Here is an 11917-nt window from a genome sequence, read left to right on the forward strand (position 1 = left end):
AGAGGAGAGGTCGAGCGCATGCGGTTTCCGGTCCGGCGTCTGCTGAGACTCCTGATGGCCCTGGCCGTCGCCCTGGTGGCCTTCAGCGTCGGCTGGGTGGCGCTCTACCGCGTGGTGCCGGTGCCGGCCACGCCGCTGATGCTGATCCGCGCCGCCGGAGGCTCCGGGCTGGCGCACGACTGGGTGCCCATGTCGCAAATTTCTCCCCACCTCGCCCGCGCGGTCGTCGCGTCGGAGGACACGCTGTTCTGCGGTCATGGCGGCTTCGACTGGGCGGCCATCGAAGGCGCCTTCGAGGACAACGAGGAGGGCCGGCGCCTGCGCGGCGGCAGCACGATCAGCCAGCAGACCGCCAAGAATGCCTTCCTCTGGCCGGACCGCAGCTGGACCCGCAAGGGCATCGAGGCGTGGTTCACCCTGCTGATCGAGACGCTGTGGCCGAAGAGCCGCATCCTGGAGGTCTATCTGAACATCGTGGAGTGGGACGACGGCGTCTACGGCGCCGAGGCCGCCGCCCGCCACCATTTCAAGAAATCCGCCGCCGCCCTGACCCGCCGCGAGGCCGCCCTGCTGGCGGTCGTCCTGCCCAACCCCCGCAACTGGTCGCCGAACCCGCCCAGCGCCTATGTGGCGCGGCGGGCCGGCGTCATCGAGCGCCGCATGGCGGTGGTGGAGCGCGACGGGCTGGCGGATTGCGCTCGCTAGGGAGTCTCTTTTCGCTGAAAGGCCATCGGCGCCTGGGTTGCCCCCACCCTAACCCTCCCCCGCTTTGCAGGGGAGGGAACTGCCGCCGCTTCGCAGACATCTCCCTCCCCTGCGCAGCTCTCGCGCAAACCCTAGGTTTGCGCTGACGCGGCAGGCGGACCTTCGGTCCGCCGAGAGCGGGGGAGGATCGGGGTGGGGGCAACGCCTTGCAAGTCAGCGCCCTTCCACGAATACCCCTACGCTCCGCCCCCCGACATCCGGAGGCTCACCACCCCAGCGACGATCAGCAGGATCCCAGCCAGCTTCAGGAAGTTCAGCGATTCGCCGAACACCCACACGCCGATCGCCGCGATGGCCGCGGTGCCCACCGCCGACCAGATGGCGTAGGCCACGCCCACCTCGATCTCGCGCAGCGCCTGGGCCAGCATCGCGAAGGCGACCAGATAGCAGGCCACCACCGCCAGGCTCGGCCACAGGCGGGTCATGCCGTCGGACATCTTCATGGCGACGGTGCCCACGATCTCGAAGGCGATGGCGACGGACAGAAACAACCAGCTCATGCGGGTCCTCGACGGGTGATCCACATCCAGACATGCGCCCGAACCACGAAACGGACAAGCGGCGCCCGTTGACGGACGGCGCGGTCCGCCCTAGGGTCGCTGCCTTTCTACACTTCCGTCGAGTTTTGAAGGGGCTCTACCATGACCGGCGAGCGGGAATTGGCGTTGCAGGCGAAGGCGTGGCCGTTCGAGGAGGCGCGCAAACTCGTCGCGCGCTTCGCGAAAGAGCCGCCGGCCAAAGGCTACGTCCTGTTCGAGACCGGCTACGGTCCGTCGGGCCTGCCGCACATCGGCACCTTCGGCGAGGTGGCGCGCACCACCATGGTCCGTCAGGCCTTCCAGCGGATGAGCGACATCCCGACCAAGCTCTTCTGCTTCTCCGACGACATGGACGGGCTGCGCAAGGTCCCGGACAACATCCCGAACAAGGAGCTGGTGGCCGCCAACCTCGGCAAGCCGCTGACCCAGGTCCCCGACCCGTTCGGCACCCACGACAGCTTCGGCGCGCACAACAACGCGCGGCTGCGCGCCTTCCTCGACAGCTTCGGCTTCGAGTACGAGTTCCAGTCCTCCACCGACTGGTACAAGTCGGGCCGCTTCGACGAGGCGCTGCTCGGCGTGCTGCGGCGCTATGACGAGATCATGGCCGTCATGCTGCCGACCCTGGGAGAGGAGCGCCAGCAGACCTACAGCCCGTTCCTGCCCGTCTCCCCCTCCACTGGGCGCGTGCTGCAGGTCCCGGTGCTGGAGCGCGACGTGGACGCCGGCACCATCGTCTTCCAGGACGAGGACGGTAAGAAGGTCGAAGTCCCCGTCACCGGCGGCCATGTGAAGCTCCAGTGGAAGCCCGACTGGGGCATGCGCTGGTACGCGCTGGGCGTCGATTACGAGATGTACGGCAAGGACCTGATCCCGTCGGCCGAGCTGGCCGGTAAGATCGTCAACATCCTCGGCGGCACCCCGCCGCAGGGCTTCAATTACGAGCTGTTCCTCGACGACAAGGGGCAGAAGATCTCCAAGTCCAAGGGCAATGGCCTGACCATGGAGGAGTGGCTGGCCTACGCCCCGCCGGAGAGCCTCGCCCTCTACATGTTCCAGAAGCCGAAGTCGGCCAAGCGGCTGTATTTCGACGTGATCCCGCGGGCGGTGGACGAGTATCTGGCCTTCGTCGCCAAGCTGCCGGTGGAGGAGCCGGCCAAGGCGCTGGAAAACCCGGCCTGGCACATCCACAACGGCACGGCCCCGGCGGTGCGCTCGGACGTGTCCTTCAACCTGCTGCTCAACCTCGCCGGGGCGGCGAACGCCGAGACCAAGGACGTCATGTGGGGCTTCATCAGCCGCTACGCGCCCGAGGCGACGCCGGAGAACAGCCCCTTCCTGGACAAGCTGGTCGGCTACGCCGTCCGCTACTACCAGGATCAGGTGAAGCCGACGAAGCGCTTCCGCGCCCCCACCGACGCCGAGCGCGCCGCGCTGGAGGACCTGCTGGCGCGTCTGGACGGCATCCCCGCCGACGCGGCGGGTGACGTCGTCCAGAACGAGGTCTTCGCGGTCGGCAAGGAGCACGGCTTCACCGAGCTGCGCGCGTGGTTCCAGGCGCTCTACGAGGTGCTGCTCGGCCAGACCACCGGCCCGCGCATGGGCTCCTTCATCCAGCTCTACGGCCTGGACGAGACCAAGGCGCTGATTCGCGAGAAGCTGGCCGCCTGAGCACCGTCTCCCTTTCCCCTCCCCCGCGCCGCGGCCCGCCGCGGGGGAGGGTTTTCCCAGCAGACCGGCAAGCCTCACAAACAATCCGTCCAGCATGCAAACCGCCGTCAAGGGAGGCGGCGCCCAAGGACATGTCCGGATGGACGTCGCTCAGCATTCGGCGAGACTTCACCCGCCATCGTTCTGGACACAAACAATATTCCCAGTCCGATCGTTTGCGTTTCCATCATCCGGCCATGCGGCTCGAATGTGTGCAAATGGTCGAAATCCTGCCCACCCGCTGGGCAAACAACATTTTATTCCCGCACCGCCATGCGCACACCGCACCGCACCAATACCAACTTGGTGTTACCATCCGCTGAGGTCAGAGCCTATCATCCGCCCCGTTACTGCTTTTGCAGTGCGTTTCCTCCCTAAACTCTTCAAGGCCGCACCCCATCGGGGTTGCGGCCTTTTTTCTTTTCAACCTCGGCATGTTGACGCCTTGTCATCGCCAGTACAGGGGATGACTGGCGGTGCAGGGTATGGTTGCGCACGGCGGGCGCCGATGACAAGTTTGGCTCCATTAGCGGCCCGTTAACCGGCCCGTCGTTGGATATCCGGATGCAGCCACGTCAGGCCCCACCCTCCACACCTGGAGATGACCGCCCCGACGCGTCCGCCCGCGACACCGCGCGGGCCACGCCGGACGGACCACGGATGGAAGCAGCCATGGATTCCTTCGCGGAAGTGAGGGGGGACGATGGGGTGGACCCGGACCTGCTCGGCTATCTGTTCGACGATTCTCCCCCCGCTCCTCCTGCGCCGGAACCGGCACGCCGCCGCGTCGGCACGGCGCTGGTCGAATCGCGGCTGGCCGGCATGGGCGACGCCGGGGTGCGTGCGCTGCTGGCGCGCAAGCTGTGCCGGCTGCTTCCCGATCTGCCGCCGGATCGCCAGGACAAGGCCACCGCCACCGCCCTGCGCACGCTGGAGCGGCTGGCCCGCGATCATGCCGCCCATGTCCGGACGGCGCTGGCCGGGGCACTCAAGGACGTCGCCTGCGCCCCGCCCGCCGTCGCCCGCACGCTGGCCCGCGACGTCGAGCGCTCGGTGGCGGAGCCGATCCTGCACTGCTGCGCCACCCTGACCGACGAGGATCTGCTGGAGATCATCGCCGCCCACCCCGCCGGCTGGGCGCTGTCGGCCATCGCGCGGCGGCCGGCGGTCAGCGCGCCGCTGTCCTGCGCCATCGTGGACACGGGCGACGCGGAGGCCACGGGCGTCCTGCTGGACAACGACGGCGCGGTCATCCCCGAAGACCGGCTGGAGGATCTGGTGGAGCGGTCCGGCGGCCATCCGGACTGGCAGGCCAAGCTGGCCGGCCGCACTGCCCTGCCGCAGCGGCTGGCCCCGCGGCTGGCGGAGTTCGTCGACGATTCGGTGGCCGACCTGTTGCGCCGCCGCACCGACCTGGACGCCGTCACCGCGGCGGAGGTCGCCGCGGTGGCGCGCCGCCGCGTCGCCTGGGTCGAAGGGCGCGACCCCGCCGAGTCGCCGGGACGCCGCGCCGTCCGCCTGCACCGGCAGGGCGCCTTGGACGAGACGGCGCTGGGCGACGCCCTGTCCTGGGAGGAAACGGACTTCGTCCGCGCCGCCCTGGCCTTGCGCGCCGCCGTCCATCCGGGGATCGTGGACGACATCCTGCGTTCCGGCGATCCCCGCGCGGTCACCGCCCTGGTCTGGCGGGCGGGCTATTCGATGCGCTGCGCCATGCGGGTGCAGGTCAGCGCCGCCGGCATCCCGCCGCGCGCCGTGCTGAACGCCCGCCAGGGCACCGGCTATCCACTGCCCACGGCGGACATGGCCCGCCACCTCGCGCTCTACGGCGTCCGGTCCTGACGCCATGGAGCGCCGTTGCCAAGTTCTCCGTTACTGGATTTCCAGCGGCCGGCGGGCCGGCGCGCGCCGCGCCTCGGGGGCCGGCGTCGGATCGTTCTGGTAGAGGGGCCGCGACGGATTGGTGTCGATCAGCTGCGGCGGGGTGACGATCTCCTCGCCCGACCCGGAATCGAACTGGATCACCGCCATCCGGCGCACCGTCTCGCACAGGGCGCGCTTGCGCAGGGTCGCCGGGTCGGCAGGCCCGTCGAAGGCCACCAAGGGCACCACGATGCCGCTGCGCTCCCCCGGCGGGACGGAGGTGTACACGTAATTCGACACCGGCCGGCAATAGAGGACATCGGTGGCCGACGGGACATCCGCCGGAGCGCCGGCTGCAGCCTCGCCCAGAGGCGCGCTGGCCAGCGGCGCACTGGCCAGCGGCGCCTTGGCCAGCGCGGCCTCATAGTCTGCGACGGTTTGTCCCAAGGCCGCGCCGCCGCTTCCCAGGGCCAGCGTCACGGTCAGGCAAAATGCCGGTGCAAAGCGAATCATGGTTCTTCCCCCCATCCCGAACGGCCTTCAAAACCTATCCAAAGAATAGTGCGCCGCACCCGCAACGCCAAATTCCTGTTTGCCGTTCCGGCCATTCGCCGTAATCGATTGCACAGTTCCGTGCCCCGTGCTTGCGGTCACGCTTGCCCTCGGGCCGGAATCGCGCTAGGAACCGCCCTCGAAATCTCAGGGCGCTGGATCCCTAGGACGCTAAACTCAATCGGTTCTGTCCTCCGCTGAATGGGGGACGCTCACGCTTAGGGAAACGCTCCATGGCTCGCAAGAAGATTGCGCTCGTCGGCGCCGGCCAGATTGGCGGCACGCTGGCTCTGCTCGCTGCCCAGAAGGAACTCGGCGACGTCGTCCTGTTCGACATCGCCGAAGGCATGCCGGAGGGCAAGGCCCTCGACCTGGCTGAGACCTCGCCGGTCGAAGGCTTCAACGCCAAGCTCAGCGGCGGCAACGACTATTCGGTCATCGAAGGCGCCGACGTCGTGATCGTCACCGCCGGCGTGCCGCGCAAGCCGGGCATGAGCCGCGACGACCTGATCGGCATCAACACCGGCGTCTGCCAGACCGTCGGCGAGAACATCAAGAAGTACGCCCCGAACGCCTTCGTCATCGTCATCACGAACCCGCTGGACGTGATGGTGTGGGTGCTCCAGCAGGCCTCCGGCCTCCCGCCGGAGCGCGTCGTCGGCATGGCCGGCGTGCTCGACTCGGCCCGCTTCCGCTACTTCCTGGCCGACGAGTTCAAGGTGTCGGTCGAGGACGTCACCGCCTTCGTGCTGGGCGGCCACGGCGACACCATGGTCCCGCTCGTCCGCTACTCGACCGTCGCCGGCATCCCGCTGCCGGATCTGGTCAAGATGGGCTGGACCACGCAGGAGAAGCTGGACGCCATCGTGCAGCGCACCCGCGACGGCGGTGCGGAGATCGTCAAGCTCCTGAAGACCGGCTCGGCCTTCTACGCCCCGGCCGCGTCCGCCATCCAGATGGCCGAGTCCTACCTGAAGGACCAGAAGCGCGTCGTTCCGGTCGCCGCCTACCTGACCGGCCAGTACGGCCAGAACGACCTCTACGTCGGCGTCCCGACGATCATCGGTGCCGGTGGCGTCGAGAAGATCATCGAGATCGATCTCTCCGCGGAAGAGAAGAAGATGTTCGATCACTCGGTCGACGCTGTGAAGCAGCTCGTCGAGGTGGTCAAGAAGCAGCAGGCTGAGAAGGCCGCCTCCTAAGGCGGCCTGTTTTTTGCCTGCGCGGCGGCCTGCGGCCTTGTCGCCCCGGGCGCGGACGGTTGAACCGTCCGCGCCCGGTGGTACAGTGACCGCGGACGTTCGCGCCAGCCGGCGTAAGGCTTCCTGAAGGACTCAGCTCCCCCGAAGACTTGCGCCCTGGCGCGTCCGCCAGCAGGAAACGCCTGCCCGATCTTCGCCCATCGTCAGCCGACCCGAAATCCGTCAGCCGACCATAAAAACAGATGGACGCCCGATGAACATCCATGAGTATCAGGCCAAAGGCCTGCTGAAGAAGTACGGCGTCGCGGTGCCCCGCGGCGGCGTCGCCTACACCCCGCAGGAAGCCGAGACCGTCGCCCGCGAGCTGGGCGGCCCGGTGTGGGTCGTGAAGTCGCAGATCCACGCGGGCGGCCGCGGCGCCGGCCGCTTCAAGGACAACCCCGAGGGCAAGGGCGGCGTCCGCGTCGTCAAGTCCATCGAGGAGGTCGGCAAGAACGCCGGCGAGATGCTGAACCACGTGCTGGTCACCAAGCAGACCGGTCCGGACGGCCGCGAGGTCAAGCGCCTCTACGTCGAGGAAGGCGCCGACATCAAGCGCGAGCTGTATCTCGGCCTGCTGACCGACCGCGCGTCGGGCCGCGTCACCATCATCGCCTCGACCGAAGGCGGCATGGAGATCGAGGAGGTCGCCCACAACACGCCGGAGAAGATCGTCAAGGTCGCCATCGACCCGGCCACCGGCATCCAGGGCTACCACACCCGCAAGGTCGCCTTCGCGCTCGGCCTCGAAGGCAAGCAGGTCTCCGCCGCCGCCAAGTTCATCCAAGCCGCCTATCAGGCCTTCGTGGACCTGGACTGCGCGATCGTCGAGATCAACCCGCTGATCGTCACCGGCTCGGGCGACATCCTGGCGCTCGACGCCAAGATGAGCTTCGACGACAACGCCCTGTTCCGTCACAAGGACGTCGAGGAGCTGCGCGACGAGGCCGAGGAAGACCCGGCCGAGATCGAGGCGGCGAAGCACAGCCTCAACTACGTCAAGCTGGACGGCAACATCGGCTGCATGGTCAACGGCGCCGGTCTGGCGATGGCGACCATGGACATCATCAAGCTGTACGGCGGCGAGCCGGCCAACTTCCTCGATGTCGGCGGCGGCGCCACGAAGGAGCGCGTCACCGCGGCCTTCAAGCTGATCCTCTCCGACCCGAACGTCGAAGGCATCCTGGTCAACATCTTCGGCGGCATCATGCGCTGCGACGTCATCGCCGAAGGCGTCGTCGCGGCGGCCCGCGAGGTGCACCTGCACGTTCCGCTGGTCGTGCGTCTGGAAGGCACGAACGTCGAGCTGGGCAAGAAGATCCTTGCTGAGTCCGGTCTGCCGATCCTGTCGGCCGACAACCTCGCCGACGCCGCCGAGAAGGTGGTCAAGGCCGTGAAGGAGGCCGCGTAAGATGGCTGTTCTCGTCGATAAGAACACGAAGGTGATCTGCCAGGGCTTCACCGGCGCCCAGGGCACCTTCCATTCCGAGCAGGCGATCGCCTACGGCACCAAGATGGTCGGCGGCGTCACCCCGGGCAAGGGCGGCACCAAGCACCTCGACCTGCCGGTCTTCGACACGGTGGCCGACGCGGTCGAGAAGACCGGCGCCAACGCCAGCGTCATCTACGTGCCGCCGCCCTTCGCGGCCGACGCCATCCTGGAGGCGATCGACGCCGAGATCCCGCTGGTGGTGTGCATCACCGAGGGCATCCCGGTGCTCGACATGGTGCGCGTCAAGCGGGCGCTGGGCAACTCCAAGACCCGGCTGATCGGGCCGAACTGCCCGGGCATCATCACGCCGGACGAGTGCAAGATCGGCATCATGCCCGGCCACATCCACAAGCGCGGCAAGATCGGCATCGTCTCGCGCTCGGGCACGCTGACCTACGAGGCGGTGGCGCAGACCACCGCGGCGGGGCTGGGCCAGACGACCTGCATCGGCATCGGCGGCGACCCGGTCAACGGGACGAACTTCGTGGACAGCCTGGAGCTGTTCCTGAAGGACCCGGAGACCGAGGGCATCATCATGATCGGCGAGATCGGCGGCGACGCCGAGGTCAAGGGCGCGGAGTTCATCCGCGACTCCGGGACCAAGAAGCCGGTCGTCGGCTTCATCGCCGGGCGCACCGCGCCTCCGGGCCGCCGCATGGGCCACGCCGGCGCGGTGATCTCCGGCGGCAACGACACCGCCGACTTCAAGATCGAGTTCATGAAGTCCGTCGGCATCGCCGTCGCCGACAGCCCCGCGAGCCTGGGTTCCACCATGCTCAAGGTCTTCAAGGGCTGATCCGTTTTCGTCGATGTGGTGTTTTCCCCGAAGTGACTGGCCGCGCCGGAAACGGCGCGGTCTTCTTTTTTTGTCATGTATTGGGTGGAGAATGGGACTGTTTCCGCAATGTGGAAAGCCGTCGAAGAAGCGTTGCGCCGGATAGTCTGAACAGGCATCTTGTTGGTGCACAGGGTATCTCACCCTTTGTATCGGGCGGGTTGTTGCTCTGCATTTATGCGAGCCTCTCGAAATCACTGGCCGTGCTGGAAACAGCACGGCCATTTTTTTGCTCTCATGCCTACTGATCCGCTGTCCGCGCGAGCGCCAGGAAGCCGGCGATGTAGTCCACGCCCTCTTCGCCGCGGCGGACGCCGAGATGAATGCTCTTGCCAATCCCCTCGCTTCCCAACCGCACACTGCGGATGGGCAGGCCGGCGCCGTCCTCCCGCACCAGCCAATCGGGCAGGACGGTGACACCGCGCCGGGCGGCGACGAGTTGGAGCATCAGGTCCGTCGTCTCCGCCGTCTTGTGACGGAGCGGACGGCAGTGGGCGGGGACGAGGAAGCGGGTGAAGATGTCCAGCCGTTCCAGGCTGACCGGGACGGTAATCAGTTCCTCCGCGCGCAGGTCTTCGGGTTGCGCCACGCCATGCGCGGCGAGCGGATGCGCCTCATGCACCACGAGAACGAGTTCATAGTCGAAGACCGGCGTGAACAGGACGTCGGCGGTCTCGATGGGATCGGGCGTGATCAGCAGATCGATTTCGTTGTCGAGCAGCGCGCCCAAGCCATCGAAGCGGAAGGCGGTGCGGACCTCGAAATCCACGTCCGGCCATTGCGTGAGATACCGGGCGGTCATCCGCATCAGCCAGGCTTGGCAGGGATGGCATTCCATGCCCACACGGAAGGCTCCGCGACGGCCCGACGCGAAGTCGGCGAGAATCCGTTCGGCGTGCTCGAACTGCGGCAGCAGGCGCTGCGCCAGCGCGAGAAGATGCCGTCCGGCCTGGGTGAAGCGGAGGGTGCGCCCCTTCTTCGTCCAGATTTCGACGCCGCAGCGCTCCTCGAACTTGCGCATCGTGTGGCTCAGCGCCGACTGGCTGAGATTCAGGCGTTCGGCGGCGGCGGTGACGCTGCCCGCCCGATCCACCTCCCGCAGGATCGCGAGGATCTGGCGGTCAAGCATTCATGACTCCGGCTCATCCAATCATGAGAACATACCATTTCTATTCATGATGACGGGTCGGTAAGCCTGGGGCAACCGTACCAAGCCAGTCCCGAGGACCGTCATGAGTCAAGCCGACACGAACCTTTACGCGCATGGGACGGGGAATGTTCTGCGACTGGCGACCGCTCAGGCGCTGGCCGGCGCAAACGCGGTGGTCGTCTACGCGACGGGGGCCATCGTCGGGAACACGCTGGCGCCAAGCCCGGCGCTGGCGACGCTGCCGCTCTCCGTCTTTGTCGTGGGGATGGCGGTCTGCACCATACCCGCCGGGACCGTCGCCCGGCGGTATGGACGGCGGGCCGCCTTCCTGGCAGGGACCGGCTGCGGCGTGCTCGTCGGACTGCTGTCCGCGTTGGCGGTGCTTCTGGGGAGCTTTTGGCTGTTCTGCGCGTCGATGGTTTCCGGGGGCGCCTACGCCGCCGTGGTCCTGTCCTTCCGTTTCGCGGCGACGGATTGCGTCGAACCGGAACGGCGCCCGCGGGCCATGTCGGCCGTGATGGCGGGCGGGGTGTTCGCCGGGGTCATCGGACCGCAGCTCGTCACCGTCACGATGGATGTCTGGCCGCAGCACCTGTTCCTGGCGACCTTCCTCGCCCAGGCCGCCGTGGCGGCGGTGTCTTCGCTTGTGCTGGTCGGCGTGCGGCTGCCGATGCCGACCGCGGCGGAGGCCGCCGGAGGACGGCCGCTCGGCGTCATCGCCCGCCAGCCGCGGTTCGTCACCGCCGTGCTGTGCGGAGTGGTCTCCTATCTTCTGATGAACTTCATCATGACGGCGGCCCCGCTGGCGATGCGGCTGTGCGGCCTGTCCCAGGAGGTGTCCAACCTCGGCCTGCAATGGCACGTGATCGCCATGTACGCCCCGAGCTTCGTCACCGGGCGGCTGGTCGAGCGGTTCGGCGCGTCCCGGATCGTGTTCGCCGGCTTGGGCCTGATCGCCGCCTCGGCCGTGGTCGGGCTGGGGGGCGTCGACGTGGCACATTTCTGGGTCAGCCTGATCCTGCTGGGGGTCGGCTGGAACTTCGGCTTCCTCGGGGCCTCCGCGCTCGTTCTGGCGTGCCACCGCCCGGAGGAGAAGACGCAGGTGCAGTCGCTCAACGACTTCATCGTGTTCGGCACGATGGCCATAGGGTCCTTCGCGTCGGGAGGACTGTTGGCGGCGTTCGGTTGGGACACGGTGCTCTGGGTGTCCTTCGTGCCGTTGGCGGTAGCCATCACGGCGCTTGCCATCACGGCCTCGTTCCGCGCCGCGTCCGCGACCGCCTGAAGCCGGTCGACGCCTTGTCCATCCGATCGCGAGAACCCCGTCCGGTCCCGCCCATAGGGCGGGGCTGACCCTTTCGGCTGTCTGGTTTCCGAAAGCCGGAAAGATTCTTGGATGAAAAGCGCAACGCGCCAAAAGTTCGTGTTGCCAACAATCATGTCTCTGGCATACCATATGCCGTATCTGGAGCGCCACAAACGCAGGGACAGCGTGGCCGGCTCTTCAGCGCACCATTGAACCATGACTCACATCGGCACGGAACAAGGCCGCCCATGACGCGGCGATGCGGACGCTCGCTCGGACGCCGCCTCGCCCGCCCAAGGGGACCCTCATGCCCGGTATCAAAGCGTTTCAATCCCACGGGAGGGAATGATGGTTGGATCGACAGAATCCCAGAGGCCAGCTTTTAACAGCTCCGGCGGCTCGCAGGCGCCCATTTCCGAAGGCGCGCGCTGGATGCAGATCGTCGTCGGCATCGTCTGCATGGT

At 67.5% G+C, this 11917-nt stretch carries 11 protein-coding genes; 8 read left to right on the top strand and 3 right to left on the bottom strand.

Annotated features, from left to right (window positions below; translation table 11 throughout):
• The first annotated feature begins 18 nt into the window (after nt 1-18).
• On the top strand, nt 19-705 hold the full coding sequence (gene mtgA, locus H0B54_RS15255) for a monofunctional biosynthetic peptidoglycan transglycosylase (RefSeq protein ID WP_188261029.1): 687 nt from the start codon (nt 19-21) through the stop codon (nt 703-705).
• Between the two features lie 236 nt (nt 706-941).
• Here the strand turns inward: mtgA and H0B54_RS15260 are convergent, their stop codons facing one another.
• Complete coding sequence (locus H0B54_RS15260; protein ID WP_014241623.1) at nt 942-1265, bottom strand: DMT family transporter; 324 nt, start codon at nt 1263-1265, stop codon at nt 942-944.
• 141 nt (nt 1266-1406) lie between these two features.
• Here H0B54_RS15260 and H0B54_RS15265 point away from each other — a divergent pair, with 141 nt between their 5' ends.
• The 3 genes from H0B54_RS15265 to H0B54_RS15275 all read left to right on the top strand — a co-directional run bounded on the left by H0B54_RS15265 (nt 1407) and on the right by H0B54_RS15275 (nt 4856).
• The gene (locus H0B54_RS15265) at nt 1407-2975 is read left to right on the top strand and encodes a lysine--tRNA ligase (RefSeq protein WP_188261030.1); all 1569 of its coding nucleotides are present in this window, start codon (nt 1407-1409) and stop codon (nt 2973-2975) included.
• 131 nt (nt 2976-3106) lie between these two features.
• The gene (locus H0B54_RS15270) at nt 3107-3337 is read left to right on the top strand and encodes a hypothetical protein (RefSeq protein ID WP_188261031.1); all 231 of its coding nucleotides are present in this window, start codon (nt 3107-3109) and stop codon (nt 3335-3337) included.
• A gap of 349 nt (nt 3338-3686) precedes the next feature.
• Complete coding sequence (locus H0B54_RS15275; RefSeq protein WP_246472539.1) at nt 3687-4856, top strand: DUF2336 domain-containing protein; 1170 nt, start codon at nt 3687-3689, stop codon at nt 4854-4856.
• A 30-nt stretch (nt 4857-4886) separates the two neighbouring features.
• Here H0B54_RS15275 and H0B54_RS15280 read toward each other — a convergent pair whose 3' ends face one another.
• Nucleotides 4887-5390, bottom strand: coding sequence for a hypothetical protein (locus tag H0B54_RS15280; protein ID WP_188261033.1), 504 nt, complete (start codon nt 5388-5390; stop codon nt 4887-4889).
• A gap of 272 nt (nt 5391-5662) precedes the next feature.
• On the opposite strand from H0B54_RS15280, the gene mdh reads away from it, so the two are divergent.
• From mdh to sucD, 3 genes are all read left to right on the top strand, one after another.
• Nucleotides 5663-6631: a malate dehydrogenase gene (mdh, locus tag H0B54_RS15285; RefSeq protein ID WP_014241628.1), complete on the top strand. Its 969-nt coding sequence runs from the start codon at nt 5663-5665 to the stop codon at nt 6629-6631.
• Between the two features lie 253 nt (nt 6632-6884).
• Nucleotides 6885-8081, top strand: coding sequence for an ADP-forming succinate--CoA ligase subunit beta (gene sucC / locus H0B54_RS15290; RefSeq protein ID WP_188261034.1), 1197 nt, complete (start codon nt 6885-6887; stop codon nt 8079-8081).
• 1 nt (nt 8082) lies between these two features.
• Complete coding sequence (gene sucD / locus H0B54_RS15295) at nt 8083-8958, top strand: succinate--CoA ligase subunit alpha (RefSeq protein WP_014241630.1); 876 nt, start codon at nt 8083-8085, stop codon at nt 8956-8958.
• A gap of 280 nt (nt 8959-9238) precedes the next feature.
• Here the strand turns inward: sucD and H0B54_RS15300 are convergent, their stop codons facing one another.
• Complete coding sequence (locus H0B54_RS15300) at nt 9239-10126, bottom strand: LysR family transcriptional regulator (RefSeq protein WP_188261035.1); 888 nt, start codon at nt 10124-10126, stop codon at nt 9239-9241.
• A 103-nt stretch (nt 10127-10229) separates the two neighbouring features.
• Between H0B54_RS15300 and H0B54_RS15305 the strand changes: the two genes are divergently transcribed.
• The gene (locus tag H0B54_RS15305) at nt 10230-11432 is read left to right on the top strand and encodes an MFS transporter (RefSeq protein ID WP_188261036.1); all 1203 of its coding nucleotides are present in this window, start codon (nt 10230-10232) and stop codon (nt 11430-11432) included.
• Nucleotides 11433-11917 lie beyond the last annotated feature (485 nt).

Source organism: Azospirillum tabaci (genome assembly GCF_014596085.1).
Taxonomy (GTDB): Bacteria; Pseudomonadota; Alphaproteobacteria; order Azospirillales; family Azospirillaceae; genus Azospirillum; species Azospirillum tabaci.

Bases quoted from the DNA above. Each gene is read 5' to 3' on its own strand.
- mtgA (WP_188261029.1), top strand. From the start codon at position 19: ATGCGGTTTCCGGTCCGGCGTCTGCTGAGACTCCTGATGGCCCTGGCC.
- H0B54_RS15260 (WP_014241623.1), bottom strand. From the start codon at position 1,265: ATGAGCTGGTTGTTTCTGTCCGTCGCCATCGCCTTCGAGATCGTGGGC.
- H0B54_RS15265 (WP_188261030.1), top strand. From the start codon at position 1,407: ATGACCGGCGAGCGGGAATTGGCGTTGCAGGCGAAGGCGTGGCCGTTC.
- H0B54_RS15270 (WP_188261031.1), top strand. From the start codon at position 3,107: ATGTCCGGATGGACGTCGCTCAGCATTCGGCGAGACTTCACCCGCCAT.
- H0B54_RS15275 (WP_246472539.1), top strand. From the start codon at position 3,687: ATGGATTCCTTCGCGGAAGTGAGGGGGGACGATGGGGTGGACCCGGAC.
- H0B54_RS15280 (WP_188261033.1), bottom strand. From the start codon at position 5,390: ATGATTCGCTTTGCACCGGCATTTTGCCTGACCGTGACGCTGGCCCTG.
- mdh (WP_014241628.1), top strand. From the start codon at position 5,663: ATGGCTCGCAAGAAGATTGCGCTCGTCGGCGCCGGCCAGATTGGCGGC.
- sucC (WP_188261034.1), top strand. From the start codon at position 6,885: ATGAACATCCATGAGTATCAGGCCAAAGGCCTGCTGAAGAAGTACGGC.
- sucD (WP_014241630.1), top strand. From the start codon at position 8,083: ATGGCTGTTCTCGTCGATAAGAACACGAAGGTGATCTGCCAGGGCTTC.
- H0B54_RS15300 (WP_188261035.1), bottom strand. From the start codon at position 10,126: ATGCTTGACCGCCAGATCCTCGCGATCCTGCGGGAGGTGGATCGGGCG.
- H0B54_RS15305 (WP_188261036.1), top strand. From the start codon at position 10,230: ATGAGTCAAGCCGACACGAACCTTTACGCGCATGGGACGGGGAATGTT.